This window comes from Xanthobacter aminoxidans, assembly GCF_043193615.1.
GTDB lineage: Bacteria > Pseudomonadota > Alphaproteobacteria > Rhizobiales > Xanthobacteraceae > Xanthobacter > Xanthobacter aminoxidans.
Map to the genome: position 1 here is coordinate 822401 of NZ_JBAFUS010000002.1, position 26955 is coordinate 849355.

At 67.9% G+C, this 26955-nt stretch carries 27 protein-coding genes; 21 read left to right on the top strand and 6 right to left on the bottom strand.

Annotated features, from left to right (window positions below; all coding sequences use genetic code 11):
• Window positions 1-2 precede the first annotated feature (2 nt).
• The 11 genes from V5F74_RS12875 (at window position 3) to V5F74_RS12925 (ending at window position 11242) form a co-directional block, all read left to right on the top strand.
• The gene (locus V5F74_RS12875) at window positions 3-989 is read left to right on the top strand and encodes an AraC family transcriptional regulator (protein WP_394008437.1); all 987 of its coding nucleotides are present in this window, start codon (window positions 3-5) and stop codon (window positions 987-989) included.
• A 114-nt stretch (window positions 990-1103) separates the two neighbouring features.
• Window positions 1104-1805 carry a phosphatidylserine decarboxylase gene (locus V5F74_RS12880; protein WP_394008439.1) on the top strand — a complete coding sequence of 234 codons (702 nt, stop codon included), beginning with the start codon at window positions 1104-1106 and terminating at the stop codon, window positions 1803-1805.
• Window positions 1805-2653, top strand: a complete 849-nt coding sequence (gene pssA, locus V5F74_RS12885; protein ID WP_394008441.1) for a CDP-diacylglycerol--serine O-phosphatidyltransferase — start codon at window positions 1805-1807, stop codon at window positions 2651-2653. The genes V5F74_RS12880 and pssA overlap by 1 nt, the downstream gene beginning before the upstream one ends.
• 241 nt (window positions 2654-2894) lie before the next feature.
• Window positions 2895-4517 carry an ABC transporter substrate-binding protein gene (locus V5F74_RS12890; protein ID WP_029558885.1) on the top strand — a complete coding sequence of 541 codons (1623 nt, stop codon included), beginning with the start codon at window positions 2895-2897 and terminating at the stop codon, window positions 4515-4517.
• A 191-nt stretch (window positions 4518-4708) separates the two neighbouring features.
• Window positions 4709-5722, top strand: a complete 1014-nt coding sequence (locus V5F74_RS12895; RefSeq protein ID WP_250165616.1) for an ABC transporter permease — start codon at window positions 4709-4711, stop codon at window positions 5720-5722.
• A complete protein-coding gene (locus V5F74_RS12900; RefSeq protein ID WP_029558883.1) occupies window positions 5719-6606 on the top strand; it encodes an ABC transporter permease in 888 nt (295 codons plus the stop codon). Before V5F74_RS12895 ends, V5F74_RS12900 begins: the two co-directional genes overlap by 4 nt.
• An 11-nt stretch (window positions 6607-6617) precedes the next feature.
• A complete protein-coding gene (locus V5F74_RS12905; RefSeq protein WP_394008443.1) occupies window positions 6618-8369 on the top strand; it encodes a dipeptide ABC transporter ATP-binding protein in 1752 nt (583 codons plus the stop codon).
• Between the two features lie 8 nt (window positions 8370-8377).
• Complete coding sequence (locus tag V5F74_RS12910) at window positions 8378-8587, top strand: AtzG-like protein (RefSeq protein ID WP_374251348.1); 210 nt, start codon at window positions 8378-8380, stop codon at window positions 8585-8587.
• 7 nt (window positions 8588-8594) lie between these two features.
• Window positions 8595-10028, top strand: coding sequence for an AtzE family amidohydrolase (locus V5F74_RS12915; protein ID WP_394008445.1), 1434 nt, complete (start codon window positions 8595-8597; stop codon window positions 10026-10028).
• An 11-nt stretch (window positions 10029-10039) separates the two neighbouring features.
• Window positions 10040-10429 carry an oxalurate catabolism protein HpxZ gene (hpxZ, locus tag V5F74_RS12920; RefSeq protein WP_394008447.1) on the top strand — a complete coding sequence of 130 codons (390 nt, stop codon included), beginning with the start codon at window positions 10040-10042 and terminating at the stop codon, window positions 10427-10429.
• A gap of 120 nt (window positions 10430-10549) precedes the next feature.
• Window positions 10550-11242 carry a GntR family transcriptional regulator gene (locus V5F74_RS12925; RefSeq protein WP_250165845.1) on the top strand — a complete coding sequence of 231 codons (693 nt, stop codon included), beginning with the start codon at window positions 10550-10552 and terminating at the stop codon, window positions 11240-11242.
• A 14-nt stretch (window positions 11243-11256) separates the two neighbouring features.
• Here the strand turns inward: V5F74_RS12925 and V5F74_RS12930 are convergent, their stop codons facing one another.
• Window positions 11257-12138 (bottom strand): LysR substrate-binding domain-containing protein, encoded by an 882-nt coding sequence (locus V5F74_RS12930; RefSeq protein ID WP_394008449.1) that lies wholly within the window; start codon window positions 12136-12138, stop codon window positions 11257-11259.
• Between the two features lie 283 nt (window positions 12139-12421).
• On the opposite strand from V5F74_RS12930, the gene V5F74_RS12935 reads away from it, so the two are divergent.
• Entirely contained in the window at window positions 12422-12751 is a 330-nt protein-coding gene (locus V5F74_RS12935) for a DUF1127 domain-containing protein (protein WP_394008451.1), read from the top strand.
• Window positions 12752-12859: 108 nt separating this feature from the next.
• On the opposite strand, the gene V5F74_RS12940 is transcribed toward V5F74_RS12935, so the two are convergent.
• From V5F74_RS12940 to V5F74_RS12950, 3 genes are all read right to left on the bottom strand, one after another.
• A complete protein-coding gene (locus tag V5F74_RS12940) occupies window positions 12860-13915 on the bottom strand; it encodes a DUF937 domain-containing protein (protein WP_394008453.1) in 1056 nt (351 codons plus the stop codon).
• 652 nt (window positions 13916-14567) lie between these two features.
• Window positions 14568-16409, bottom strand: a complete 1842-nt coding sequence (locus tag V5F74_RS12945; RefSeq protein ID WP_029558875.1) for a monovalent cation:proton antiporter-2 (CPA2) family protein — start codon at window positions 16407-16409, stop codon at window positions 14568-14570.
• 195 nt (window positions 16410-16604) lie between these two features.
• Window positions 16605-17186, bottom strand: a complete 582-nt coding sequence (locus V5F74_RS12950; RefSeq protein WP_374251342.1) for an invasion associated locus B family protein — start codon at window positions 17184-17186, stop codon at window positions 16605-16607.
• A 559-nt stretch (window positions 17187-17745) separates the two neighbouring features.
• On the opposite strand from V5F74_RS12950, the gene coxB reads away from it, so the two are divergent.
• The 9 genes from coxB (at window position 17746) to V5F74_RS12995 (ending at window position 25675) form a co-directional block, all read left to right on the top strand.
• Window positions 17746-18600: a cytochrome c oxidase subunit II gene (coxB, locus tag V5F74_RS12955; RefSeq protein ID WP_394008912.1), complete on the top strand. Its 855-nt coding sequence runs from the start codon at window positions 17746-17748 to the stop codon at window positions 18598-18600.
• Between the two features lie 123 nt (window positions 18601-18723).
• Complete coding sequence (gene ctaD / locus V5F74_RS12960; protein WP_024278549.1) at window positions 18724-20349, top strand: cytochrome c oxidase subunit I; 1626 nt, start codon at window positions 18724-18726, stop codon at window positions 20347-20349.
• 178 nt (window positions 20350-20527) lie between these two features.
• Window positions 20528-21457 (top strand): heme o synthase, encoded by a 930-nt coding sequence (locus V5F74_RS12965; RefSeq protein ID WP_394008914.1) that lies wholly within the window; start codon window positions 20528-20530, stop codon window positions 21455-21457.
• Window positions 21454-21642, top strand: a complete 189-nt coding sequence (locus tag V5F74_RS12970) for a hypothetical protein (protein ID WP_024278551.1) — start codon at window positions 21454-21456, stop codon at window positions 21640-21642. The genes V5F74_RS12965 and V5F74_RS12970 overlap by 4 nt, the downstream gene beginning before the upstream one ends.
• 77 nt (window positions 21643-21719) lie before the next feature.
• Entirely contained in the window at window positions 21720-22361 is a 642-nt protein-coding gene (locus V5F74_RS12975) for a cytochrome c oxidase assembly protein (protein ID WP_394008456.1), read from the top strand.
• Window positions 22362-22488: 127 nt separating this feature from the next.
• On the top strand, window positions 22489-23313 hold the full coding sequence (locus V5F74_RS12980) for a cytochrome c oxidase subunit 3 (RefSeq protein ID WP_024278553.1): 825 nt from the start codon (window positions 22489-22491) through the stop codon (window positions 23311-23313).
• Window positions 23314-23400: 87 nt separating this feature from the next.
• Window positions 23401-23781 (top strand): DUF983 domain-containing protein, encoded by a 381-nt coding sequence (locus V5F74_RS12985; RefSeq protein WP_394008458.1) that lies wholly within the window; start codon window positions 23401-23403, stop codon window positions 23779-23781.
• The gene (locus tag V5F74_RS12990; protein WP_394008460.1) at window positions 23778-24581 is read left to right on the top strand and encodes an SURF1 family protein; all 804 of its coding nucleotides are present in this window, start codon (window positions 23778-23780) and stop codon (window positions 24579-24581) included. The genes V5F74_RS12985 and V5F74_RS12990 overlap by 4 nt, the downstream gene beginning before the upstream one ends.
• Before the next feature lie 239 nt (window positions 24582-24820).
• Window positions 24821-25675 carry a MipA/OmpV family protein gene (locus tag V5F74_RS12995; RefSeq protein ID WP_029558868.1) on the top strand — a complete coding sequence of 285 codons (855 nt, stop codon included), beginning with the start codon at window positions 24821-24823 and terminating at the stop codon, window positions 25673-25675.
• Window positions 25676-25722: 47 nt separating this feature from the next.
• Here the strand turns inward: V5F74_RS12995 and V5F74_RS13000 are convergent, their stop codons facing one another.
• Together V5F74_RS13000 and V5F74_RS13005 are read right to left on the bottom strand one after the other, a co-directional pair.
• Window positions 25723-26610, bottom strand: coding sequence for an SRPBCC family protein (locus V5F74_RS13000; protein ID WP_394008462.1), 888 nt, complete (start codon window positions 26608-26610; stop codon window positions 25723-25725).
• A complete protein-coding gene (locus V5F74_RS13005; RefSeq protein WP_374251338.1) occupies window positions 26607-26948 on the bottom strand; it encodes an ArsR/SmtB family transcription factor in 342 nt (113 codons plus the stop codon). Before V5F74_RS13005 ends, V5F74_RS13000 begins: the two co-directional genes overlap by 4 nt.
• Window positions 26949-26955: the final 7 nt, after the last annotated feature.

The window sequence follows — 26955 nt, forward strand, 5'->3', positions numbered from 1 at the left end:
CCTTGGAACGGCGCATGATCTCCGGGACCTTCGTCGACGATGCCCTGGGCTGCCTGACGGCGCGGGGCATCGATGCCGGTCCGGTGCTGGCGCGGGCGGGGCTCGCGCTGCCGGTGACGGAGGCGGTCTCCGCGGAACAGTACGGGGCGCTGTGGACAGCCGCCGCCGAGGCGCTGGACGACGAGTTCTTCGGCCTCGCCGCCCGCCCCATGCGTTGCGGCAGCTTCACCCTGCTCTGTCATGCCCTCATGGGCGCGGGAACGCTGGAGCAGGCCCTGCGCCGGGCGCTGCGCTTTTTGCGTGTGGTGCTGGAGGACCCGAGCGGTGAACTCGTCGTCGGCGATGGTCTTGCGTCGGTGGTGCTGGTGGACAGAGGTGCGGCGCGCTCGGCCTTCGCCTATCGCACATACTGGATCATCCTCCACGGCATCATCTGCTGGCTGGTGGGCCGGCGCATCCCGCTTCGGCAGGTGGATTTCCGCTGCGGTCCGCCGGAGCATGGGGCGGACTATCGCCTGTTCTTCGGCGCTCCCGTGCGGTTTGACGCGCCGGAGAGCCGGCTCGCCTTCGACGCGGCCTTCCTGAAACTGCCGGCCCACCGCAGCGAGCGGGCGCTGCGGGACTTCCTGCGGGGTGCGCCGGCCAACATCCTCGTGCGCTACCGGCACGACGAAGGGCTTGCCGCCCGCGTCCGCGCCCGGCTCCGGGAACAGTCGGCCACGGCGTGGCCGTCCTTCGACGAACTCGCCCGACAGTTGCGCCTCCCGGCCTCCACCCTGCGTCGGCGACTGTCGGAGGAGGGGGCCACCTATCGCGACATCAAGGACGACCTGCGCCGGCTGCGGGCCGAGGATCTGCTGCGGGCCACCGACCGGCCCGTGGGCGAGATCGCGGCGGAGCTTGGCTTTTCCGAGCCAAGCGCCTTCCATCGGGCATTCCGCAAGTGGACGGATCTGAGCCCGGGTGCCTTCCGCCGCGCCGGGGCCTGAGGGAGAGCGGCGTTCCGCCATTTGACGGCGGGGCGGCGGCTGACTACCTGTGCGCAGTCTATGCCCGTGCGGCGCCATCCGGGGCGTCCTGCCGGGCGACCGTGGAGACACCTGTTGTCGATCATTGCCAGCATCCGCAAGACCCTCGTTCCGATTCATCGGGAGGGCTATCCGTTCATCGCCATCGCGGTGGTGATCGCGCTCGTGCTGTTCATTTTCTCCACCTTCTTCGGCATGATCGGCTTCGGCCTTGCCATCTGGACGGCGCTGTTCTTCCGCGACCCCGAGCGGGTGACGCCGGTGCGCGAGGGGCTGGTCATCGCGCCGGCGGACGGGCGGGTGTCGCAGGTGGGGCTGGCGCGGCCGCCGCGGGAGCTGGACCTCTCCGACGATCCGCTGCTGCGCGTCTCCATCTTCATGAACGTGTTCAACGTCCACGTGAACCGCGCGCCGGTGACGGGGCGCATCGAGCGCATCGCCTACAAGCCCGGCCTCTTCCTCAACGCCGATCTCGACAAGGCGAGCGAGGACAATGAGCGCAACGGCCTCATCATCTCCACGCCCTACTGCCGGGTGGGCTGCGTGCAGATCGCCGGCCTCGTGGCGCGCCGCATCGTCTCGTTCGTGCGGGAGGGTGAGTCCATCGGTTCCGGCGAGCGCTTTGGCCTGATCCGCTTCGGCTCTCGCGTGGACGTTTATCTGCCCGTGGGCTCGCGCGTGCTGGTCAGCGAAGGGCAGTTGACGGTGGCGGGCGAGACGGTCCTGTGCGATCTCTCCCAGCCGCAGCAGCGCGAGACCGCCTATCGGGTGAGCTGATGGAAACCCCCTTTCCCCCGTTCGATCCTGAAGGCCGGCCCCGGCCGCGTCTCGGCGGCAGCATCGGCAAGGTGCCGATCCGGGTGCTGCTGCCGAACCTGGTGACGCTCCTGGCCTTGTGCTCCGGCCTCACCGCCGTGCGGCTCGCCATTGAGGAGCGGATCGAGCTGGCGCTGGCGGCCATCGTGTTCGCCGCCATTCTCGATGGCGTGGACGGGCGGCTGGCGCGGGCGCTGAAGGGCACCTCGCGGTTCGGCGCGGAGCTGGACAGCCTCGCGGACTTCGTCAACTTCGGCTGCGTGCCGGCGCTGATGCTCTATTTCTGGGGCCTCAACGAAGCCGGCTCGTTCGGCTGGATCGCCGCGCTGGCCTATGCCATCTGCGCGGCCCTGCGCCTCGCTCGTTTCAACGTGATGCTGGACGATCCGAACAAGCCGCCCTTCGCCGGCGACTATTTCACCGGCATTCCGGCCCCGGCGGGCGCCATCACGGTGCTGCTGCCGATCTATCTGGAGCTGATCGGCCTCCCGCACGGACGGGTGAGCGCCATCATCGCCCTCGTCTATTGCCTCGCCATCGCCTTCCTCATGATCTCCACGGTTCCAGCCTGGTCCGGCAAGACGCTGGGGCGGCGGGTGCGGCGGGACATGGTGCTGCCGCTGTTCGTGGTGGTGGCGATCTATTTCGCGCTGCTGGCGAGCTATCCGCGGGTGGTGCTTTCGGTCTGCACCATGCTGTATCTGGCTCTCCTGCCTGTCTCGACCCTGCGCTACAGGCGCCAGATGAAGGCCTGGAAGGCCGAGCGTGCCGCTGCGGCGCCGACCCCCTCCGAAGTGTTGCCCTCCTGATCTCTGCGCGATGGCGGCATGGCGCCTCGCTGGGCAAGCCTTGCCGAAGCGTTGCGCATTGAATTGCATACAACGCGCATGAGATTGATTAAATTATGGTCATAGATGCGGATTGGCTCGCATGGTTGCAGGGTGCTGATTTGTTATAAATATCTGATAAATAATGAAATTACAAAAACTGTATGCAATTGGCACGCAGCTTGAATGGCATTTGGCGACCGCCACCACAGGGACGTCGCCGATGAACCGCCGCGAATTCATGAAGTCCGCCTCAGCCACTGCCGTTGCTACCGGCACGGGCGTTGCCGCCCCGGCGGTATTTTCCCCGGCGAAGGCGCAGGCCCGGAACGAAACGCTGCTGATCGTCTCCGAGAGCGGTCCCAACAATCTCGACATTCACGGTGTCGGCACCAACGTGCCCGGCTATGAGGCGAGCTGGAACACCTACGACCGGCTCATCACCCACGAGATGACCGAGAAGGACGGCGTGCGCTACTACGACCGCGACAAGCTCAAGGGCGAGCTTGCCGAGGACATGAACATCGGTGACATGTCCGTCACCTTCAAGCTGAAGAAGAACGCGACCTTCCAGGACGGCAGCCCCGTCACCGCCAAGGACGTGAAGTGGTCGCTGGATCGCGCCGTCTCCGTGGGCGGCTTCCCCACCTTCCAGATGAAGGCCGGCTCGCTGGAGAAGCCGGAGCAGTTCGTGGTGGTGGACGACCACACGGTGCGCGTGGACTTCCTGCGCAAGGATCGCCTCACCATCCCCGACCTCGCCGTCATCGTGCCGTGCGTCATCAATTCCGAGCTGGTGAAGAAGAACGCCACCGAGAAGGACCCCTGGGGCCTCGAATACACCAAGCAGAACACGGCCGGCTCCGGCGCCTATCGCGTCACCAAGTGGACGCCCGGCACCGAGGTCATCTTCGAGCGTTTCGACGACTGGAAGGGCGGCCCGCTGCCCAAGATCAAGCGCGTGATCTGGCGCATGGTGCCTTCCGCCGGCAACCGCCGGGCGCTCCTGGAGCGCGGCGACGCGGACATCTCCTATGATCTGCCCAACAAGGATTTCGTTGAGCTGAAGCAGGCCGGCAAGCTCAACATTACGTCGGTGCCGTACTCCAACGGCGTGCAGTACATCGGCATGAACGTGAAGAACCCGCCCTTCGACAATCCGAAGGTGCGCGAGGCTGTCGCCTACGCCATCCCCTACGAGAAGATCATGGAGGCCGTGCTCTACGGCCTCGGCAAGCCCATGTTCGGCGCGCCGGCCGATGCCGTCACAAAGGTCGCCTGGCCGCAGCCCACCAAGTTCAAGACCGACCTCGCCAAGGCCAAGCAGCTGATGGCTGAGGCGGGCTACGCCGGCGGCATCGACACCACGCTCTCCTTCGACCTCGGCTTCGCCGGCGTCAACGAGCCCATCTGCGTGCTGCTTCAGGAAAATCTGGCGCAGATCGGCATCAAGACCACCATCAACAAGATCCCCGGCGCCAACTGGCGCACGGAGCTGAACAAGAAGGTGCTGCCGCTCTACACCAACGTGTTCTCGGGCTGGCTCGACTATCCGGAATACTTCTTTTTCTGGTGCTACCACGGCTCCAATTCGGTCTTCAACACCATGAGCTATCAGTCGGCGGCCATGGATACCTTCATCGACGGCGCCCGCGCAGCGGCGGCGAGCGGCGACAAGGCGGCCTATGATACGGATGTGAAGGGCATGGTGGACCTCGCCTTCGCCGACGTGCCGCGCATTCCGCTCTACCAGCCGTTCGTCAACGTCGCGATGCAGAAGAACATCACCGGCTACGAATACTGGTTCCACCGTCGGCTCGACTATCGCGCCTTCCAGAAGGGCTGAGGCATCCCTCTTCCTCTTCAGGGAGGAAGAGACGTGAGGGGTGGCGCCGGGGGCGGAAGCCGGCGCCTGGGTTCGCCCGGGTGCCGGCATCGGTGCCGCCCCTCACACCACACGCCGGCGCCCCGCCGGAAACGAGAAAAACTGCGGCGCCCGATGGCCCCGCAGCGCGGTTCGCACACAGGGATATCGCCATGCTGAAGCTCCTAGGCAGTCGTCTCGCCACAGCCGTGCCCAGCCTGATCGGCGTGGTGATCGTGACCTTCCTGCTCACCCGCGTGCTGCCCGGCGACACGGCAGCCTATTTCGCAGGCCCTGCCGCGACGCCGCAGGCCATCGCCGAGATCCGCACCAAGCTGGGCCTCGACAAGCCCTTGCCGGTTCAGTTCGCCGATTACGTCTCGGCGCTGGCGAAGGGCGACCTCGGCTCCTCGCTTTCCACCGGCCAGCCGGTCGCCACCGAGATCGCGGCCCGCCTGCCGGCCTCGGCCGAACTGACGCTGGCGGGGCTGGTGCTGGCGCTGCTGATCGCGGTGCCCTTCGGCATCATGGCGGCGGTGCGACAGGGATCGTGGATCGACCATGCCTGCCGCATCATCACCACGGCGGGCGTGTCGCTGCCGGTGTTCTTCACCGGGCTTTTGCTGGTCTATGTCTTCTACTTCAAGCTGGGATGGGCGCCGGCGCCGCTGGGGCGGCTCGACGTGTTCTTCTCGGCGCCAGAGACGGTGACGGGCTTCTACCTCATCGACAGCCTGATCGCGCGCGACTTCGAGACCTTCCGCGCCGCGCTGGCGCAACTGGCGGTGCCTGCCATCACGCTGGCCATCTTCGCCCTCGCGCCCATCGCCCGCATGACCCGCGCCTCCATGCTGGCGGTTCTCTCCTCCGAGTTCGTGCGCACGGCGAAGGCGGCGGGCCTGACCGACTACACGGTCATCATCACCTACGCCTTCCGCAATGCCATGCTGCCGGTGGTGACGACGCTGGGCATGGTGTTCTCCTTCCTGCTGGGCGCCAACGTGCTGGTGGAGAAGGTGTTCGCCTGGCCGGGCATCGGCTCTTATGCGGTCGAGGCGCTGATTACCTCGGACTACGCGCCGGTGCAGGGCTTCGTGCTCGCCATGGCGATCCTCTACGTCATCCTCAACCTCCTGATCGACCTTGCCTACGGCATCATCGATCCCCGCGCGCGGAGCGAAGCATGACCCTCGCCACGGCCGACACCCAGAAGGCCCCGGGCGGCCTTGCCGCCACGCTCGCCCACGCCCGCTACGTGATCTCGGATAACCCGGTCACGGGCATCGCCTTCGGCATGTTCCTGGTGCTGGTGGTGTGCGCAGCGCTCGGGCCGTTCATCGTGCCCTACGATCCGCTCGCCTCCGACACGGCCGCCGCGTTGCAGCCGCCCTCGGCCGCGCACTGGTTCGGCACCGACAACCTCGGCCGGGATATTTTCTCCCGCGTGGTGGTAGCGAGCCGGCTGGACATGGCCATCGCCATCTTCTCGGTGGCGCTGGTGTTCGCGGTGGGCGGCATCGCCGGCATCGCTTCCGGCTTCTTCGGCGGCTGGACGGACCGGATCATTGGCCGCATCTCCGACACCATCATGGCCTTCCCGCTGTTCGTGCTGGCCATGGGCATCGTTGCGGCGCTGGGCAACACGGTGACGAACATCGTCATCGCCACCGCCATCATCAACTTCCCGCTCTATGTGCGCGTGGCGAAATCCGAAGCCGCCATCCGCCGCAATGCCGGCTACGTGCAGGCGGCGCGGCTCACCGGCAATTCGGAATGGCGCATCCTGCTGACGACGATCCTGCCCAACATCCTGCCCATCATGATGGTGCAGATGTCGCTCACCATGGGCTACGCCATTCTCAACGCCGCCGGCCTCTCCTTCATCGGCCTTGGCGTGCGCCCGCCGACGCCGGAGTGGGGCATCATGGTGGCCGAAGGCTCGGCCTACATCGTCTCCGGCGAATGGTGGATCGCGCTGTTCCCCGGCCTTGCGCTCATGTTCGCGGTCTTCTGCTTCAACCTCCTGGGCGACGGTCTGCGCGACATCGTCGATCCCCAGCGCCGCACCTGATGGAGGCCGCCATGCATGGAGTTGTGGACGTGAAGGACCACGCCGCCAAGTCCTCCGAAACGCCGAGCGGCCCGCTGCTTCAGGTACGCGATCTCACCGTCGAGTTCGCCACCCGCCGCGGCATCGTCACGGCGGTGAGCAAGGTGGATCTCACCCTCGGCAAGGGCGAGACGCTCGGCATCGTGGGGGAATCGGGCTCGGGCAAGTCCGTCACCTCCTACACGGTGATGCGCATCCTCGACCGCGCCGGCCGCATCGCGGAAGGCTCCATCACCTTCTCCGGCATCGACGTCGCCCATGCGCCCGAGAGCGAGATGCGCGACCTGCGCGGCCGCGAAATGTCGATGATCTTCCAGAACCCGCGGGCGGCGCTGAACCCGATCCGCACCGTGGGCGCGCAGATCGGCGACGTGCTGCTCCAGCATGTGCAGGCCGACCCGCGGAACGTGAAGCACAAGGTCATCGACATCCTCAAGCAGGTGCGCATCGCCCGCCCCGAGGATCGCTACCACGCCTATCCGTTCGAGCTGTCCGGCGGCATGTGCCAGCGCATCGTCATCGCGCTGGCACTCGCCTGCCGGCCGCAGCTGATGATCGCGGACGAGCCCACCACGGGCCTCGACGTGACCACCCAGAAGGCGGTGATGGACCTCGTGACGGAGCTGACGCGCGAGCGCGGCATGTCCACCATCCTCATCACCCACGACCTCGGCCTCGCCGCCGCCTATTGCGATACGGTGATGGTGATGGAGAAGGGCAAGGTGGTGGAGACGGCGCCCGCCGAGCGCATCTTCCGCGATCCCCAGCACCCCTACACCCGCAAGCTCATGCGTGCGACGCCCCGCCCGGGCATCACGCTGAAGGACCTTCTCCCGGAAGGCGAGGCGACGGCCGCCGCGTCGACGGTGTCGCCCCCCGTGGCCTCGGCCGGCGATCCCCTGCTCACCGTCGAGAACCTCGTCCGCGAATATCCCCGCCAAGGCGCCCCCTCGGCCTTCCTCGCCAAGCTCAAGGGCAAGCCCCTGACGCCGGAAGAGACCATCTTCCGTGCCGTGGACGGCATCTCCTTCGAGGTGAAGCGCGGCGAAAGCGTCGGCCTCGTGGGCGAGAGCGGCTGCGGCAAGTCCACCACCTCCACCATGGTGATGCGCCTCATCGATCCCACGGCGGGCAAGATCACCTTCGCCGGCGAGGACATCGGCGCCATCCCGGCCAAGGACTTCGCCCACCACCCCATGCGCAAGCGCATCCAGATGGTGTTCCAGGACCCGACCGAGAGCCTCAATCCCCGCTACACGGCCTCCCGGGCCATTGCCGATCCGCTGCTGCGCATGGGCGGTTATTCCGGCGGCGCGAAGCTCAATGCCCGCGTGACGGAACTCGCCGAGATGGTGGGCCTGCCGCAGAACCTGCTGGAGCGTTTCCCGCACCAGCTCTCCGGCGGCCAGAAGGCGCGCATCGGCATCGCACGTGCCATCGCCCTCGATCCCGATCTCGTCATCCTCGACGAGCCGACGGCGGCGCTGGACGTGTCGGTGCAGGCCGTGGTCCTGAACCTTCTGGAGGAGCTGAAGCAGCGGCTCGGCATGAGCTATCTCTTCGTCTCCCACGACCTCCATGTGGTGGGCCTTCTGTGCGACCGGGTGATCGTGATGCGGCAAGGCCGGATCGTGGAGGAGGGCACCGCGCAGGCGGTTCTGGAAGCACCGAAGGACGCCTATACCCGCGAACTCATCGCCGCCATTCCCCATCCCCCGGTCTGAGGCAAACCATGGCCAGCGAAACCACCTTGCCCAAGGTCGAGGATGCCGCCCTCGCGCAACTTCTCGACGGGGCGCTCTCCGCCCACGGCATCACCGCGCGCCCCGAATGGCGCACGGAGGCGCTTGCCTATCTGCGCAGCATCGCCGATGCAGCGACCCTAGTCCGGAGCCTGGACCTCGGCGACGCCGAGGAGCCGGCCCCCGTGTATCGTCCGTGAGGTGGTCATGAACGCGCCCGTCCCCGTTCCCGACGCCACCCGCCTCGCCGGCGCGACCGCCGCCGAGATCGCAGCCGCCGTTGCTTCCGGCACCGTCACCGCCCGCGCCGTCATCGAGGCGACGCTGGCCCGCATTGCGGCGCTTGATCCGGCCATCAACGCCTTCACCGATCTCACGGCGGAGCGCGCCCGCGCCCAGGCGGACGGGATCGACGCCGCCCGCGCCGCCGGCAAACCGCTGGGGCCGCTCGCCGGCGTGCCGTTCGCGGTGAAGAACCTGTTCGACATCGCCGGCCTGCCCACCCGCGCCGGCTCCAAGATCAACCGGGAGCGTGCCCCGTCCCCCCAGGATGCCTTTCTGGTGGAGAAACTGGAGGCGGCCGGCGCCATCCTCGTCGGTGGGCTCAACATGGGCGAATACGCCTATGACTTCACCGGCGAGAACGTCCATGACGGCGCCTCGCGCAACCCGCACGACCTCACCCGCATGTCGGGGGGCTCCTCCGGTGGCTCCGGGGCGGCGGTGGCCGCGGCCATGGTGCCGCTCGCGCTCGGCTCCGACACCAACGGTTCCATTCGCGTGCCGTCGTCCCTGTGCGGCACGTTCGGGCTGAAGCCCACCTATGGCCGGCTGGGGCGGGGCGGCAGCTTTCCCTTCGTGACGGCTCTGGACCACCTCGGGCCGCTCGCCCGCTCCATCGCCGATCTCGCGCTCTCCTATGACGCCATGCAGGGCGAGGACACCCGCGATCCCGGCCAGACGTCGCGCCCCTTCGAGCCTGTGTCCGGGGTGATCGGGGAGGGGATCGGCGGGCTGCGCATCGCCATCGCCGGGGGCTGGTTCCGCGCCAAGGCGCATCCGGAAGCGTTCGCCGCCGTGGATGCGGTCGCCGCCGCGCTCGGTGCACAAGACACGGTCGACATTCCCGACGCCGCCCGTGCCCGGGCCTCCGCCTACATCATCACCGCGGCCGAAGGGGCGAGCCTCCACGCCCGGCGCCTCGCCGTGCGGGCGGAGGATTTTGATCCCGCCGTGCGCGACCGGTTGCTGGCCGGCCTCGCCATTCCCGCCTCGTGGGTCGATGCCGCCCAGCGCTTCCGCCGGCACTTCCGGGGTGAGATGCTGAAGCTGTTCGAGACTCACGACGTGCTCCTTGCCCCCGCCACGCCCTGCCGGGCGCCGAAGCTGGGGCAGAAGACCTTCGTGCTCGATGGCGAGGAGATGCTGGTGCGGCCGAATCTCGGCCTGTTCACCCAGCCCATTTCTTTCATCGGCCTGCCCGTGGTGGCCGTGCCGGTGCGGGTGGATGTGGGTGACACACCCGAATTGCCCGTCGCCGTGCAGGTTATCGCGCCGCCGTGGCGGGAAGACATGGCACTGCGCGTGGCCGCGGAGCTGGAGCGGCAGGGAGTCGCCGCCGCACCCGCGGCAGCATTTTGAAGGAGGACCCGTTGGAGATCGACATTCCCGAGGTGAAGGCCGAGGTCGAAGAGGCGTTCGCGGCTTACGAGGCCGCCCTCGTCGGCAACGATGTGGAGACGCTGGAGGCCCTGTTTCAGGACGATCAGCGCACCATCCGCTTTGGCGGCGGCGAGAACCTCTACGGCATGGACGCCATCCGCGCCTTCCGCCGTGCCCGCTCGCCGGTGGGCCTCGCGCGCAACCTGGCGCAGACGGTCATCACCACGTACGGCCGGGACTTTGCCGTGGCATCCACCCTGTTCTACCGCGACAACGCGCCGGGCAAGGTGGGGCGCCAGCAGCAGACCTGGGTGCGGACCCCGCAAGGCTGGCGTGTGGTGGCCGCCCACGTCTCCATGATCGACGAGCCGACGGCATGACGTGCCGGAGCGTGACTTGCCGGCGTATGACTTGCCATCCACTTGCGACGTTTCACGGATTTCGCCGCAGGCGGGAATCCCGGTAAAATCCTGCACATGACCCTGTTCGCGCCACCCACCATGAAGACGTCGGCCCCGACCCCGCGCGTGCGCAAGCGCCGGACGGTCGGTCGCCCCGTGACGCGCACCGAGGAACTGCGTCTGCAAATCGCCGACGACATCGTGCGTGGCCGCCTCGCCCCCGGCACGGCGCTGGAAGAGGTTGATATCGCAAAGCGTTACGGCGTTTCCCGCACGCCGGTACGGGAGGCGTTGCGCGACCTTGCCGCGTCCGGCCTCGTGGAGGCGCGCCCCCATCGCAGCGCTTTGGTGGCCCAGCCGTCCCTCGATCGTCTGCGCGGCATGTTCGACGTGATGGCGGAGCTGGAAGCCCTGTGCGCCGGCCTGTGCGCGGTGAACATGACGCCGGCCGAACGGGCAGGGCTCGAATCCATCCATGCCGAGCTGGCCGATCTCACCCGGCGGGGTGACGAGGGCAGTTACACGGTGCTCAACGAACGGTTCCACACAACGCTCTATGCCGGCAGCCACAACGACTACCTCACCGAACTGACGCTCGCCACCCGCGCCCGGCTGCAGCCGTTCCGCCGCGCCCAGTTCCGCACCCTCGGCCGCCTGGCCCGCTCCTATGAGGAGCACGACCGGGTGGTGACGGCCATCCTGCGGGGCGACAAGGCGGAGGCGGCGCAGGCCATGCGCTCGCATATCCTCACGGTCGAGGACGCCTACGAGCGCTACGCCGAAACGGTGTGACGGGCCGCGCCGACCTACTCCGCCGCGTCCACTTCGGTGAGGTTGTCGAGACCCTGCACGATGTGCTGGGCGAGCGCATCGGCCAGCGGGGGGGGCTCATGGCGATTGCGCAAAAGTCCGATATCGCAAGGGGGTAGGGGAGGGTAGCCCTCCGCCGCGCCGAGCACGCGCATGCCGGTGCGCAGCGCCGATTCCGGCAGCACGGACACCGCGAGACCGGAGAGAACCGCCGCGACCACGGCGCCGCAATTGGGGCTGGTGTAGAGGATGCGGTGCCCGCGTCCGGCGCCCGCCAGCCGCGAGACGGCGATCTCCCGCCACTGGCAGGTGGGCCGCCCCAAAGCCAGCGGCACCGGGGTTTCCAGATGCGCCGCATGGCGGGCGGAGGAGACCCACAGCAGGCGTTCCCGGCGGATCACATGGGCGTTGCGCGAGGTGATCTCGGTGGCGGTGATGATGGCAAGATCGATGGTGCCGGAGGCGATGTACTGCACCAGCTCGGCGGTCGGCTCGCAGATCACCGTGAGCTCGACGGATGGATGCGTGCGCGAAAATCGCGCCATGATATCAGGCAGATAGCGGTCCGCGTAATCGTCCGGAACGCCCAGGCACACCCGCCCCGAAAGCTCGGCGTCGGCGAAGCTGGAGACGGCCTCCATGTTGAGCTTCACGATGCGCCGGGCGTAGTCGAGGAGGCGTTCGCCGTCTTCGGTGAGGCGGGAGGCGCGGCCGTCGCGGACGAAGATGGGGCGGTCGACCCGCTCTTCCAGCCGCTTCATCTGCATGGAGACCGCCGACTGGGTCTTGTGGACCACCTCCGCCGCCTTGGTGAAACTGCCGGTTTCGGCAATGGCCACAAAGGTTCTCAGCTGGTCGGGGTCGAGCATGGCCGTCATCGTCGCGCTCCTGTGGGGCAGCCCTGCGCCAGCCGCATGGGCCGGCCGCCCCGTCGCCGCATTCATCACACAAAACGATACGAGAGATGAAAAACATTCGCTAGCGTGATTTGTGCGAAGCATCCAGAAAGGTCCTGCCGATTGGATGCGGCGCGAAATCGGGTGGTTTCACCGGGGTGTCAGGGCCAGTTTCAGGCCCGTTCAGTACATGCCGGGTGTGTTCAGACCATCACGGCCCCGGAAAGGAGGGTCGGCGGAGCGCATCCAGGCAACGGAGATGATGATGACGTACCATGGTGAAACCCGCAGGACCCCCTTCGCCCCCGCGGGCGAGCTGGTCGCCGCCTTGTGCCTCTCGGCCGTCGGCGCTGCCGTCAAGGGCCTGCATCAGGTGAAGACCATCGGCCGCGTCTTGGAGCGACGGCAGGTGATGGCCGAAATCGCCCATCTCGATGACCACATGCTGCGCGACATCGGGGTGACGCGGGCGGATGTGCGCGATGCCGTCTCCGCGCCGCTGTTCGAAGATCCCACCCAGCTTCTGGTGGTCCGCGCCAAGGAGCGCCGGGCTGCGGCGCGGCTCGCCGCCTGGCGCGGCTACCCGGCTGACTGAATACAGGAATCCGGCGGAAGCGCCCCTCGACTCCGCCGTGCCTCGACCCGCGCCGTCCGCAACCGGCGCGGGTCGATTTTTATCTGGCCGTCAATTCATTGGGCTCGATCACTTGCCGCCGGAGAAGCGGTCCGCCGCGGGCTTGTCGCCATCGGCGCGGCCGAGGCGGGGGCGGTCGGGGGGCAGGGTCTCGGCTTCCTGCACAGTCTGCCCATTCTGGGTGACCGCATTCATGCTCTGGGTGGCGGCCGCCATGGACGCTGCGGCCGAGCGCATGATGTTGAGCCAGAATTCCGGCACTGCATAAGCCTGCCGGCTCGCATCGGGCGCGCCGGGCTGGGCCGGCGGCGGGAAGGGCGGCGGGAAGCCCTGGGCGAACATCTGCGCGAAGAAGTTCTGGAACGGCAGCAGCGGCGCGGGCGGGGGCTCCGGCGGCTTCTCGCGGGTCGGCGGCACGCCGGCCTGCATCATGGTCTTGGACATGGCGTTCACCACGTCCTGCCACGCGTTGGCCGGATTGCGCTGGGGCGCAGGGGGCGGGGCGGCGCGCTGGAACATCATCTGGGCATAGGCATCCGCCCACGGATTGCCCGTGCTGTAGGACCGGCCGCCCTGCTCGGTGGCGGTGCTGGTGAAGGCCAGGAAGGCGTCGATCCAGGGATTGCCCGAGGAAATGGGCGCGATCTTCTGCTCGGTCTGCCCCGGCATCCGGCTGAGCATGGCGGCCAGCATCTGCTGCAACGCGCCGGAGGCGGCGAGCGACTTGGCGAGGCCACCCACCACCAGGGTGGCGTAGGTGGGCATCACCTGCTTCACCATGGCCATGCCGAGGCCGGTGGAGGAGGCGACGTGGGCGGCCACGGCGCGGCTGACCTCGGACGAGCCGAACACGGTATCAAGCGCCTCGGAGCCGGCGCGGGTCAGCTCGGCGGGGGGCGCGGGCTGTGAATAGAAGGCGCCGTAGGGGCCGCTCGTCATCAGCGTCATCAACGCGGCAAGGGATTCGGGAGATTGCGAGGCCTGCTTGAACGCCTCCCCGAAGGCGGGCATCACCGCCTCGGCCACCTGCTGGGCCTGCTGCGCGGAAAGGCCGTACATGCGGCCGATATTCTCCATCGCCTGCCCGCCCTGGGCCGCGCGCAGCATCTCCACGAACTGATCCATACGCGAACTCCGTCGGATCGCGGGCGTGCGAGGGGAGAAGGCGTCCCGCTCCGGCTTCTGCCCGAAATCTTGGCAGCAAGCTTACGCCATCGTCCTGCCGAAATCACGAAATGGTTCGGTTCCGTTACGGGAATTGACAGGGGATGGTGGAAGCGATGCTTCCAGCTCGGATGACGGTACCGGGCGCCGGTCCCCCGGACAAGCGACGGCTTCAGCCGGAGCTAGGTTCCCCGGACAAGCGACACCGAAGGTGGAGCGCCGATCCGGGGGCCAGCGCAAGATTCCCGCGCAGCGGGCAATGCCTGAGAGCGGCGGGATTATGAAGCGCCTTCGGCAGTCTTTTGGGCTGGGCGCCAGCTCGCAGTCCGCTGCGCTGCATGCGTCCGGGGCGCGAGATGGCTCGCCGCGCCCGCCGGCCGCGCTTGGAGCCAAGGGCGTCCCCGTGCTTGAACAGGTGTTCCCTCTGCTCACCACTGTCATGCCCGGGCTTGTCCCGGGTATCCACGTCGGGCCGCAGGCGCGATGTCTGGACGGGTGTTCCCGGCCCACCCACGTGGATGGCCGGGACAAGCCCGGCCATGACGGCGGTGCTGGTCCGGACACACTGCCCCGACGCCTCTTTACCCGGACAAGCGGCGGGACCCCCGCCCGATCACCCCGAGAATTCGGTCTCGTGGGTGAGGATGTCCTGCGCCTCGGGGTTGAGCGGACGGGCGCGGTGTTCGGGTTCGGTGAGGGGCTCGGGCTCCACCTTGGGACGCGTGAAGGGATCGGCGCCGGCGAACAGGCCGTCCTGCATCTGCCGCTCCAGCCGGGCGCGGTCGCGCTCGCGCACGTCGGCGATGCGGGCTTCGGCGGCGCTCTCGCTCACGCCCAGCGCCTCAAGGGTGCGGGCGCCGAAGGAGAGAGCCGATTCGAGGGTCTCGCGCAGTTCGAAATCCACGCCGAGGCGCACCAGCTCCATGGAATGCACGCGATCGAAGCTGCGCACGAACAGGCGCGGCCCCTGGATAGAGGTGCGCACGATCTCGACGATGCGGTTGGCGTCTTCCTTGTTGTCCACGCAGATGCAGATCACTTCCATCGTCTCCGCGCCAGCGGCGCGAAGAACGTCAAGTCTGGTGCCGTCGCCATAATAGATGTGCACGCCGAACCGGCCGGCGCTCTGGATCATCTCCACGTCCTTGTCGATGATCGTCACGCTCACGTCCTGCGCCAGAAGGCACTGGGACACGATCTGCCCGAACCGGCCGAAGCCGATGACCAGCACGGAGCCGTCGGCATCAGTGAAGTCGTCGGCGGGGGGCTCCGGCGCCGGCGGGGTGAAGCGCGGCAGGAAGCGCGAGACGCCGGCGAAGAGCAGGGGCCCGAGCACCATGGTGAGCGCCGCGAGGGCGATGAGCAGGTCCGTCTGCTCGGTGCGCAGGATGTTGTTGGCGAGGCCGAGCGGGAACAGCACGAAGGCGAATTCGCCCGCCGCCATCAGCGCCACCGAGGCGCGCAGGGAATCGCCGGGGGCGATGTTGTCGGCCCGGAACACCAGATAGACCACCACCGACTTGATGACCGCCACCGCCAGCGCGCCCACCACGAGGCGCGGGATGTGGTGGAGGATCACGTCGATGTTCAGCGTCATGCCGATGCTCATGAAGAAGATGGCGAGCAGCAGGCCGCGGAAGGCATCCACATTGGCTTCGAGTTCGTGCCGGAAGGTGCTTTCCGAGAGCAGGAGGCCGGCGAGGAACGCGCCCATGGCCGCCGACATGCCGGCGATCTCCATCAGGCCGGCGGCGCCGAGCACCACCATCAGCGCCGCTGCCGTCATCGCTTCGCGCGCGCCGGAACGGGCCAGCACCCGGAACAGGGGATTGAGCAGATAGCGGCCGGCCACCACGATGACGGCGATGGCGCCCACCGCCATGCCCGCCTGCATCAGCGTGGCCTTCGGATCGTGGATCTCGGTCTCGCTGCCGGGGGCGAGCAGCGGCACCAGCGCCAGCAGCGGCACCACCGCGATGTCCTGGAACAGGAGAATGGAGAAGGTGCGCTGCCCGTAGGGACTGCCGAGGTCGCCGCGCTCGCCCACGAGCTGCAGCGCGATGGCGGTACCCGACACCGACAGCGCGAGGCCGGAGACCACAGCCGCCGCCACGCCGAAGCCGAGGCCGAAATAGGCCAGCAGCGCGAACGCCAGCGAGGTGAGCACCAGCTGCGCCGTGCCCAGCCCGAAGATGTAGTGACCCATGGAGAGGAGGTGGGACGGCTTCAGCTCCAGTCCGACGAGGAACAGGAGCATGACCACGCCCAGCTCGGCGACGGTGTGCACCACCGAGGGGTCGGCCACATTGAGGCCGATGGGGCCGATGGCGATGCCGACCAGGAGGTAGCCGACGATGGGGGAGAAACCGATGCGCTTGGCGACGAGGACCGCGATGACGGCGGCGCACATGAAGGCCAGCGCCCCACCGAACAAGGCGTGTTCATCGACTGGCATGCGCGACGTCCTCCCCCGGTCCCGATCCCTGACGGATCAGAACGCCTTCCGCAAGGGCTGCTTCCAAGCAACTTCGGCGCCACCCATCCCCAGTGGCTCCTGCTCTTCGCTCATGACGGGCGAGCGTGTCGAAACCATGCCGTCGACGCGGCGTGGTGGTGGCCGTCCGCCGAAGCGTGACGACCATCGACGACCTTACTTCAGGGCATCAAATCCCGGACCGAATCCGTTGAGGCTGAGCGGCACGCCGATGCCTTCTTCGGGGGTCTGGAAGATGATGAAGGTGGCGGTCTTGCCGGACTTGAGGCGGCCGACGAGGGTCTCGTCCATCACCACCTCGGCGACGCAGCCATTGGGCAGGCAGCGCACGAATCCGGCGCGGCCGATGTCCTGGTCGTCGATCTTGAGGCCGAGGCCGGCGGGCAGCAGCACGCCGAGCGGCGCCAGCACGCGCAGCAGGCGGCTTTTCTGGTCCGAGGTCTTCAGCACGATGACGGTGAGGCCGACATTGGGCCGGTCCTCCGCCTGCACCGACTGGAGCAGCACGCACTGCTCGCTCTGCGCGCCGGGCGGGGTGTCGCAGCGAATCTGCCATTCGCCAAACACCGACTTCACCACGCCCTGCGCCGCCGCCGGGGCCGCCGCCGAGAGCAGTGCGGCCACGAAGGCCCCGAGGAACAGCGCCAGCGCGCGCCCCCCGGCGCGAGGCGTCCCCGTGCCGGGCGTTTCGGCGCGATCGGTCTCAATGGCGGGAAAAGGTCGGAACGACAGGACCATCGCAAGCTCCGGCAGGGTCCGGCGGGGGAGGCCGGGCGATCCTGCCTTATCTGATTTCGTGAACCAATGCCTTAATGCCCAAGGCATCGCGTCAACAATGGGGCAGGACCCACTTTCCCCCGTCGGCATTCCGACCCGGCGCCCTTGCGTAAACCACGGACGGGGTGCGCGGTATTTTGTCTCTTGCGCCCCGTTTCAAACCCCGTGCGACTCGTTCAAGGAGGTGTGCGGGGCTGGCTAAAGTGGAGTTAGAACAATTGGTTACTAAAACGATCGGCGCGCCCTCCGGCGCCGGCCGGAGCGGGCTTGGACGTTTTGTCCAATTGGGCAAACCCCGGGCGATTGCAAGGCGCCCCCAATTGTGTTTGATGAATCTTAGGGAGAGTGCCTGCCCAAAAACAACGCAGTTGCATGCGGCTGCAGAACGCGGTCTCGCACTCGAATAAGGGCCCCGTGGCGCGCCCCTTCGGCGCACCGGCGGCAGGGAAATTTCCGGCGGGTCTCCGCCGGCCAGGGAGATGGGTAGAAGATGATGTCGCTCATTCGCACCGCGACCCGTATGCGCGATGCTGCCCTCGCCGCCGGCGCTTTCGCCGCGGTGATGTTCGCGAGCGCGGCGGCCCATGCCCAGATGGGCCAGCCGGCCCCGTGGCAGATCAATCTGCAGGACGCCGCCACCCCGGTGATGGAGAATATCCACACCTTCAACGTCCTGCTCATCAGCATCATCACCGCCATCGTGCTGTTCGTGCTGGTGCTGCTGGTGATCGTGGTGGTGCGGTTCAACGAGCGCGCCAATCCGGTGCCCTCCAAGACCAGCCACAACACCATGATCGAAGTGGCCTGGACGGTGGTGCCGGTGCTGATCCTGGTGGCCATCGCCATCCCCTCGTTCCGGCTCCTGCACCTGGAGCTGAACATCCCCAAGCCCGACCTCACCGTGAAGGTGACCGGCCACCAGTGGTACTGGTCCTACGAATATCCGGACAATGGCGGCTTCGGCTTTGACTCCTACCTCGTCGCCGAGAAGGACCTGAAGCCCGGCCAGCCCCGCCTGCTCGCGGTGGACAACGAAGTCGTTGTTCCGATCAACAAGAACATCCGTATCCAGGTGACGGCGGCGGACGTGATCCACTCCTTCGCGGTGCCCTCCTTCGGCGTGAAGATCGACGCCATGCCGGGCCGCCTGAACGAGAGCTGGTTCAAGATCACCCGCGAGGGCGTCTATTACGGCCAGTGCTCCGAGCTGTGCGGCCGCGACCATGCCTTCATGCCCATCGCCGTGCGCGCCGTGAGCGAAGCCGACTTCAACGCCTGGGTCGCCCAGGCCAAGGCCAAGTTCGCTTCCGCCAGGGATGCCGAGGGCAAGTTCGCCGACGCCAGCACCCTCGAAGGTGCCGCGACCGCGCGCTGACGGTTTCGGGCCCGCTCTGGCGGGTCCTTGAGGTTTCCCCGCGCGGCGGACGGCCGGGCGGTTTCCAGGGTAGATGCGGCGCGGCGGGACGGGGCCGGCGCCGGGAACACGAGGAAAGCGGGAATGGCCACCGAGGCAGTCACCCACAGCCATCACGACGATCACGACACCCACGATGCGCACATCCCCACGGGCTGGAAGCGCTGGGTGTTCTCGACCAACCACAAGGACATCGGCGTGATGTACCTGATCTTCGCCATCGTGGCGGGGATCGTGGGCGGCGCCCTCTCCATCGCGATCCGCATGGAGCTGCAGCAGCCGGGTCTCCAGATCTTCAAGGATCCGCAGACCTTCAACGTCTTCACCACCGGCCACGGCCTCATCATGATCTTCTTCATGGTGATGCCCGCGCTCATCGGCGGTTACGGCAACTACTTCGCCCCGCTGATGATCGGCGCGCCGGACACCGCGTTCCCGCGCATCAACAACATCGCCTTCTGGCTGCTGCCGCCCGCGTTCATCCTCGCGCTCTCCTCGCTGTTCGTGGAAGGCGCGCCGGGCACCAACGGCTTCGGCGGCGGCTGGACCATCTATCCCCCGCTCTCGTCCAAGCTCGGTCATCCCGGCCCGGCCATGGATCTGCTGATCTTCTCGCTGCACCTTGCCGGCGCGTCGTCGCTGCTCGGTGCTATCAACCTCATCACCACCATCTTCAACATGCGCGCCCCGGGCATGACGCTGCACAAGATGCCGCTGTTCGCCTGGTCGCAGCTCATCACCGGCTTCCTGCTGCTGCTGTCGCTGCCCGTTCTGGCCGGCGCCATCACCATGCTGCTGACGGACCGCAACTTCGGCACCACCTTCTTCGACCCGGCCGGCGGCGGTGATCCGATCCTGTTCCAGCACCTCTTCTGGTTCTTCGGCCATCCCGAGGTGTACATCCTGATCCTGCCCGGCTTCGGGCTGATCTCCCACATCATCTCCACCTTCTCGCGCAAGCCCGTGTTCGGCTATCTCGGCATGGCCTACGCGATGGTCGCCATCGGCGTGGTGGGCTTCGTGGTGTGGGCGCACCACATGTACACGGTGGGCCTGTCCTCCAGCACCCAGTCCTACTTCGTCGCCGCGACCATGATCATCGCGGTGCCCACGGGCGTGAAGATCTTCTCGTGGATCGCCACCATGTGGGGCGGCTCCATCCAGTTCCGCACGCCCATGCTGTGGGCCATCGGCTTCATCTTCCTGTTCACCGTGGGCGGCGTCACCGGCGTGGTGCTCTCCAACGCCGGCATCGACCGCTCGCTGCACGACACCTATTACGTGGTGGCGCACTTCCACTACGTGCTGTCGCTCGGCGCCGTGTTCGCCATCTTCGCGGGCTGGTACTACTGGTTCCCGAAGATGTTCGGCTACATGATCCCGGAATTCTGGGGCAAGCTGCACTTCTGGGTCACCTTCGTCGGCGTGAACCTGGTGTTCTTCCCGCAGCACTTCCTGGGTCTCGCCGGCATGCCGCGCCGCTATGCGGACTATCCGGACGCGTTCGCCCACTGGAACTTCGTCTCCTCGATCGGTTCCTACATCTCGGGCGTCGCGGTGCTGATCTTCATCACCGGCACCACGCTCGCCTTCCTGCGCAAGGAGAAGGCGGGGGACAATCCGTGGGGCGAGGGTGCGACCACCCTGGAGTGGACCCTGCCGTCCCCGCCGCCCTACCACCAGTTCGAGGTCCTGCCCCGCATCAAGTGAGGCCGGAACCCAGGCTCCGGGGCCGCGGGCGACCGCGGCTCCCGCCGCCCTCCGGGGCGGGTGTTTCCGAAATGAAGTCTCGAACGTCGCGTTCAAGGATGTCCGGAGTTTGGAAATGAGTGACGAGCGTGCCAGCCTGACCGGACCCGACCCGTACGCCATGGCGTCGGGCGGCGTTATGGCGGGCGGGGCTGCGTCGGCCGGCGTCGCCGCTGTGGGCGAAGGCCATGCCGCGCCGCGCGACTATTTCGAGCTCCTGAAGCCCCGCGTCATGTCGCTGGTGATCTTTACCGCGCTGGTCGGCCTCGTGCGTGCGCCGGGCGACGTGCACCCCGTCATCGCCTTCACCGCCTTGCTGTGCATCGCCGTGGGCGCGGGCGCCTCGGGCGCGCTCAACATGTGGTGGGACGCCGACATCGATGCCGTGATGACCCGCACGCGGGGCCGTCCGGTCCCCTCCGGCCGCGTCACCGGCCGCGAGGCGCTGGCCTTCGGCCTCACCCTTTCGGCCTTCTCGGTGGTGGTGCTCGGCCTTCTGGTCAATGCGCTCGCCGGCGCCCTGCTCGCCTTCACCATCTTCTTCTACGTGGTGATCTACACCATGTGGCTGAAGCGCTCGACCTCGCAGAACATCGTCATCGGCGGTGCCGCCGGCGCCTTCCCGCCGCTGGTCGCCTGGGCCGCCGCCTCCGGCACCGTGTCGCTGGAGCCGGTGCTGCTGTTCGCCATCATCTTCTTCTGGACGCCGCCCCACTTCTGGGCGCTGGCGCTCTACCGGGCCGACGACTACGCCCGCGCCGGCGTGCCCATGCTGCCGGTGACGGCGGGGCCGGACGAAACCCGCCTCCAGATTCTCCTCTACACCCTGTTCCTGGTGCCGCTTGCCGCCAGCCCCGCCTTCCTCGGCTATGCCGGCCTCGCCTATGGCGCGGTCTCGGTGCTGGCCGGGGCCTGGATGATCGTCCTTGCGGTGCGCGTCTTCCGCGTCCGCGAGGGCGAGGCGGCGGTGAAGGCAGCCAAGGGCCTGTTTGGATTTTCCATCGTGTATCTGTTTGCATTGTTCGCGACGCTGCTCGGCGAGGCGGTCATTGGTGGCCTGCTGCGATGAGCGGTGAGAAGAAGGAAAAGCCGCGTCCTCCGCAGGAGGACGGTGTCGTGCTGACGCCCGAGCAGCTCAAGCGGCAGCGCGCGCGCAGCATCGCCATCGCCTCCGTGCTGGGGTTCCTGGCGCTATTGTTCTACGTGGTGACGATCGTGAAGCTCGGTCCCAACGTGCTCAACCGCCCACTCTAGGGCAGGGCAGGGGATCGGCGGAACGGGCAGGATCAGACGGAAGAGGGTCCGGGGGGCTCCGGACGCGAGGACGAGGAATGGCCGAGGCGAACGACAAGATGGCTGAGAGCGCTCCCCGCGCCGCCCGACACTGGGTGGTGGCGGCCGCGTGTGTCGGCTTCATCGCCGCCATGGTGGGCGTCACCTACGCCTCCGTGCCGCTCTACGCCATGTTCTGCTCGCTCACCGGCTTCGGCGGCGCCACCCGCGTCGGCTCGACGCCCACCGCCGCGCCGCTCGAACGCGAGATCACCATCCGCTTCGACGCCAACGTCTCGCCCGGCCTGCCGTGGGCCTTTGCGCCCGTGCAGCGGGAAATGACGGTGAAGATCGGCGCCACCAGCCTTGCCCATTACACAGCGCAGAACCGCTCCGCCGACGACACCCGCGCCAACGCCACCTACAACGTGTCGCCGCCCCAGGCCGGCGCCTATTTCGTGAAGCTGCAGTGCTTCTGCTTCGAGGAGCAGACGCTGGCCGGCCGCGAGAAGATGGACATGCCGGTGGTGTTCTACGTCGATCCGTCCATTGCCGACGACCCGGACCTGAAGACGCTGAAGGACATCACGTTGTCCTACACCTTCTTCCCGGCGAAGGCGGACAAGCCGCAGGTCCGCGCCAACGCGGACACGCTGGACAAGGTCCGCGCCGACGCGGAGGGCGCGCGAAAGCCGCTCTAGGCACAACGATCACCGCCCCGACCGGGGCATGACATTCGGGCGGCATCGCCGTCCAGAACGCAAACGGCCCCCCGGCGTGAAGCCGGGTGGGCTCGACGAGACTGGGAAAAGGGGAGGCCGGTTCGCCATGGCCGACATACACGTCAAGCACGATTACCACGTCGTCGACCCGAGCCCGTGGCCGATCATCGGCTCGGTCGCGGCGCTGATCCTCACCTCGGGCGCCGTGGTGTGGATGCACGGCGGCACCTCGCTCGTCATGATCGTCGGCTTCCTCGGCGTGCTCTACACCATGTTCGGATGGTGGCGGGACGTGATCCGCGAGAGCCGCGCCGGCTTCCATACCCGCGTGGTGGTGCTCGGCCTGCGCTACGGCATGATCCTGTTCATCGCCTCCGAGGTGATGTTCTTCGTCGCCTGGTTCTGGGCGTTCTTCGATGCCTCCCTGTTCTCGGGTGAGGCCATCAACTTCATGCGCATGGACTTCACCGGCGGCGTGTGGCCGCCCAAGGGCATCGAGAGCCTCGATCCCTGGCACCTGCCGCTGCTCAACACGCTGATCCTGCTCACCTCGGGCACGACGGTGACCTGGGCGCACCATGCGCTGGTGCACGGCGACCGTCAGGGCCTCAAGTGGGGCCTGTGGTGCACGGTGGTGCTCGGCGTCCTGTTCTCCATGTGCCAGGCGTACGAGTACATCCACGCGCACTTCCACTTCGCCGGCAACATCTACGGCGCGACCTTCTTCATGGCGACCGGCTTCCACGGCTTCCATGTGATCGTCGGCACCATCTTCCTCGCGGTGTGCCTGATGCGCACCTACATGGGCGACTTCACCCCCCAGAAGCACTTCGGCTTCGAGGCGGCCGCCTGGTACTGGCACTTCGTGGACGTGGTGTGGCTGTTCCTGTTCACCTTCATCTATGTGTGGGCGCAGGGCGGACACGCCTGATCCGCGCGGGTTCCACCGCGCCAGAGACAAGCCTCAGGCCGGCGCACCCACGCGCCGGCCTTCTCATTTCGGCACCGGAGGTGCCCCGTGTCGCTCGATCCCTATCACGCCCCGGTCTCTCCCTTCTCGGCGGGCCTCTCCTGCCGCTGCCCGCGCTGCGGCCGCGGCCCGCTGTTCAAGGGCTTCCTCGACCTTGCGCCCAAGTGCACCTCCTGCGACCTCGACTATGATTTCGCCGATGCGGGCGACGGCCCGGCGGTGTTCGTCATCCTGTTCGCCGGCTTCATCGTGGTCGCGCTCGCCTTCTGGGTGGAGGCGAAGTTCGAGCCGCCCATGTGGGTGCACGCGCTGCTGTGGATCCCGGCCATCCTCATCGTCACCCTCGGCCTGTTGCGGCCGCTGAAGGCGCTGATGGTGGCGCTGCAGTATCGCAACAAGGCCTCCGAGGGCCGGCTGGACGGCCAGTGACCGGCAAAGCGCCGTCCCCGGTGCCGCCGTCCTCGGTGTCGCCTGCCACCGCGCCGTCTCCCGCGCGGCGCGGCCGCGGGCTTCTCCTGCTCGTCCTCGCCTGCGCGGCGTTCGCGGTGCTGATCGGCCTCGGGACGTGGCAGCTCAACCGCCTCGCCTGGAAGGAGGCGCTGCTCGCCCGCGTGGAGGCGCGCGTCCACGCCGCCCCGCAGGATGTGCCGCCCCCCGCCCGCTGGCCCGCGCTGACCCGCGAGGAGGACGAATACCGCCGGGTGAAGGTGCGCGGCACCTTCGACCATGCGAAGGAAGCCCTCGTCTACACCGTGCGCGGGGACGACGCCGCCGGCCAGGTGAAGGGGCAGGGGTTCCTGGTGGTGACGCCGCTGATTCGCGCCGACGGCCCGCCCATCCTCATCAACCGCGGCTTCGTCCCGTCCGACCAGCGCGATCCCGCGACGCGGGCGGAAGGTGAGGTGAAGGGCGAGGTGGAGGTGGTCGGCCTGCTGCGCTTCCCCGAGGAGGCGAGCTGGTTCGTGCCGGCCAATGATCCCGCCCGCGGCACCTTCTACCGTATGGAGCCGGCCGAGATCGCCGCCGCCCGCGGCATTTCCGGCGCTGCGCCCTTCCTCATCGATGCCGATGCGACGCCGGTGCCGGGCGGCCTGCCCATCGGTGGCGGCACCCGCATCGCCTTTCCCAACCGGCATCTGGAATATGCGCTCACCTGGTACGGCCTCGCGGCCTCGCTGGTGGGCGTGGGGCTCGCGGTCTTCATCAGCCGGCGCCGCCGCGCCTCCTGACGCGCCCTCCTGACGCGCCTTCGTGACGCGCCTTCCTGGCCGGCCGCGCCGGACAGGCGTTGCCGATCTGCAACGCGGGGCCGGGATCGTCCCGGCGGCCTTGACCCAACGCTTGGTTAACCCTCACCTTGCACAAGCGGATTTGCCGGCTTTATTGCCGTGCACCAGCCGTGCGGTTTTGGCATTTCGTAAAGCCGCCCGGCCACAGGATGGCCGCAGGTTTTGACAGAGGTCTCCCGATGGTCGTGTTCCGCAAGCTGCGTTCCCTCCTCCTCGCCACGGTACTCGCCGGGGGAGCGTGCGGCGTCGCGCAGGCGGCCGACCTGTTCACGCCGCCGCCGCCCACCCCGGTTCCGCCCTCGGCCAACGAGGACTGGTACCTGACTATCGGCGCGTCCGTCTCGGCGGACCCGAGCTATCCCGGCGCGGACAATTATTCCTTCCGGCCCGGCCTCATCTTCTCCGTCCGCAAGGCGAGCCAGCTCAACGTCTTCCGCAGCGTGGACGACAACCCGTCCCTGGCCCTCTTCGACACCGGCAATTTCCGCATCGGCGCCGTTGGCCGTATCGACTGGGGCCGCGACTCCGGCGATTCCTATCGCCTCACCGGCCTCGGCAACATCGATCCGGCGCTGGAAGCCGGCGCCTTCGCCGAGTGGTACATCACCGACTGGCTGCGCACCCGCGCGGAACTGCGCTACGGCGTCGGCGGCTTCGAGGGCATCCGCGGCCTGCTCGGCGCGGACGTGATCCTGCCCTACGGCCAGTGGCGCTTCGCCGTCGGCCCCCGCCTCACCTATGGCGGCTCGGGCTACATGAGCACCTATTTCGGCGTCACGCCGGTCCAGGCCGTCGTCGCCAATGCGTTCGGCAATCCGCTGCCGGTCTACAACGCCTCCGCTGGCTTCGACATGGTGGGCGCCATGGCGCAGCTCACCTACAATTTCCGCAACGGCTTCGAGACCGGCGTGTTCGGCGGCTATGGCCGTCTCCTCGGCGATGCGGCCTCCTCGCCGCTCACCACCGATGCCAACCAGTTCACCGCCGGCGTTTCGCTGAGCTACACCTTCAACATCGGCAAGGCCTGGTGGTGAGAAATTTGGTGGTGAGAGATTTGGTGGTGAGGGTTTCGGGCTGAGCGTCAGCCCGTGACGCGCCGTTCCAGCTTGGCCAGCGTCTGCTGGCCGAGTTCCACCGCGCCGAAGCCCTTGGCGGTCTGAAACTCGGCCGCCGTGCTGAACACCATGCCCAGCGTGACCTTGGTCGCCCCATCCTGTTCGTCGAACGCCGCCCAGGCGTCGGCGTGCTTCGGCCCGTTTTCGCCCCAGAGCAGGGAATAGGCGATCCGCTCCTGCGGCCGCACCTCCCGGTAGAGATGGTGGTTGGGGAAGACGGTGCCGTCCGGCCCGATCATGTCGAACACCCACTCCCCGCCCTGCCGCAGATCGATGCGCGTGGTGCGGCAGGAGAAGCCGTCCGGCCCCCACCATTGCGGCAGCGACTGAGGATTCATCCACGCGCCCCAGACCACGGATCGCGGGGCCTTGATGACCCGCTCCAGCACCATGGTGCGCTCGGCCGCGCTGGCGAGATTGCCGAGCCCGGCCTCGAAGCCCTGCCGGTACCCCGCTTCCATATCCCCGACGAGCGAGGAGAGCTGGACGGTCACCACCAGCCGGCTGCGTTCGCTGTCGCCGGAGAAATCCGCCGTCACCAGCGCCGCAGACCGGGTTTCTCCTTCGCTGGAGACCACCTCATAGTTCACGCTGCGCGCGGAGGGCGTGAGCGCCAGCCAGCCGCAGTCGCACCGGATGTCGGGCGCACCCGCCACCTTGCACAGCGAGACCTCGCGGCCGCCGACGCGCGTGTCGGTCTCCTGGAAGTCCACGGTGACGGCGGGTGTGGGGGCAGCCCACACCGCGCGTGCGGCCGGGGCGGTCCAGGCCTGCCAGAGGGTCGCGAGCGGCGCGGCGACCTCGCGCGTGAAGGTGAGCGTGGCGAAATGGCCGGGGGCGTCCTGCGGTGTCATTGGTCTCCTCCCTTCATCACGTTGGTCACGAAGGCGTCCAGCCGGTCGAGCCGGGCCTCCCAGAGCGCGCGCTGTTCGTCGATCCAGGTGCGGGCGGGCTCCAGCGCCTCCGGGCGGATGGCGCAGGTGCGCACGCGCCCGTCCTTGGTCGTGGCGATCAGCCCGGCCTCCTCCAGCACGGACAGATGCCGCATCACGGTGGGCAGGCGCAGGCCCGTGGGGCCGGCGAGATCCGTCACCGCCGCCGGCCCCTCGGCGAGGCGCGTCAGGATCGACCGGCGGGTCGGATCGGCCAGCGCGTGGAAGAGCAGCGAGAGATCGGGATCATGCTTAGCCATGTAGCTA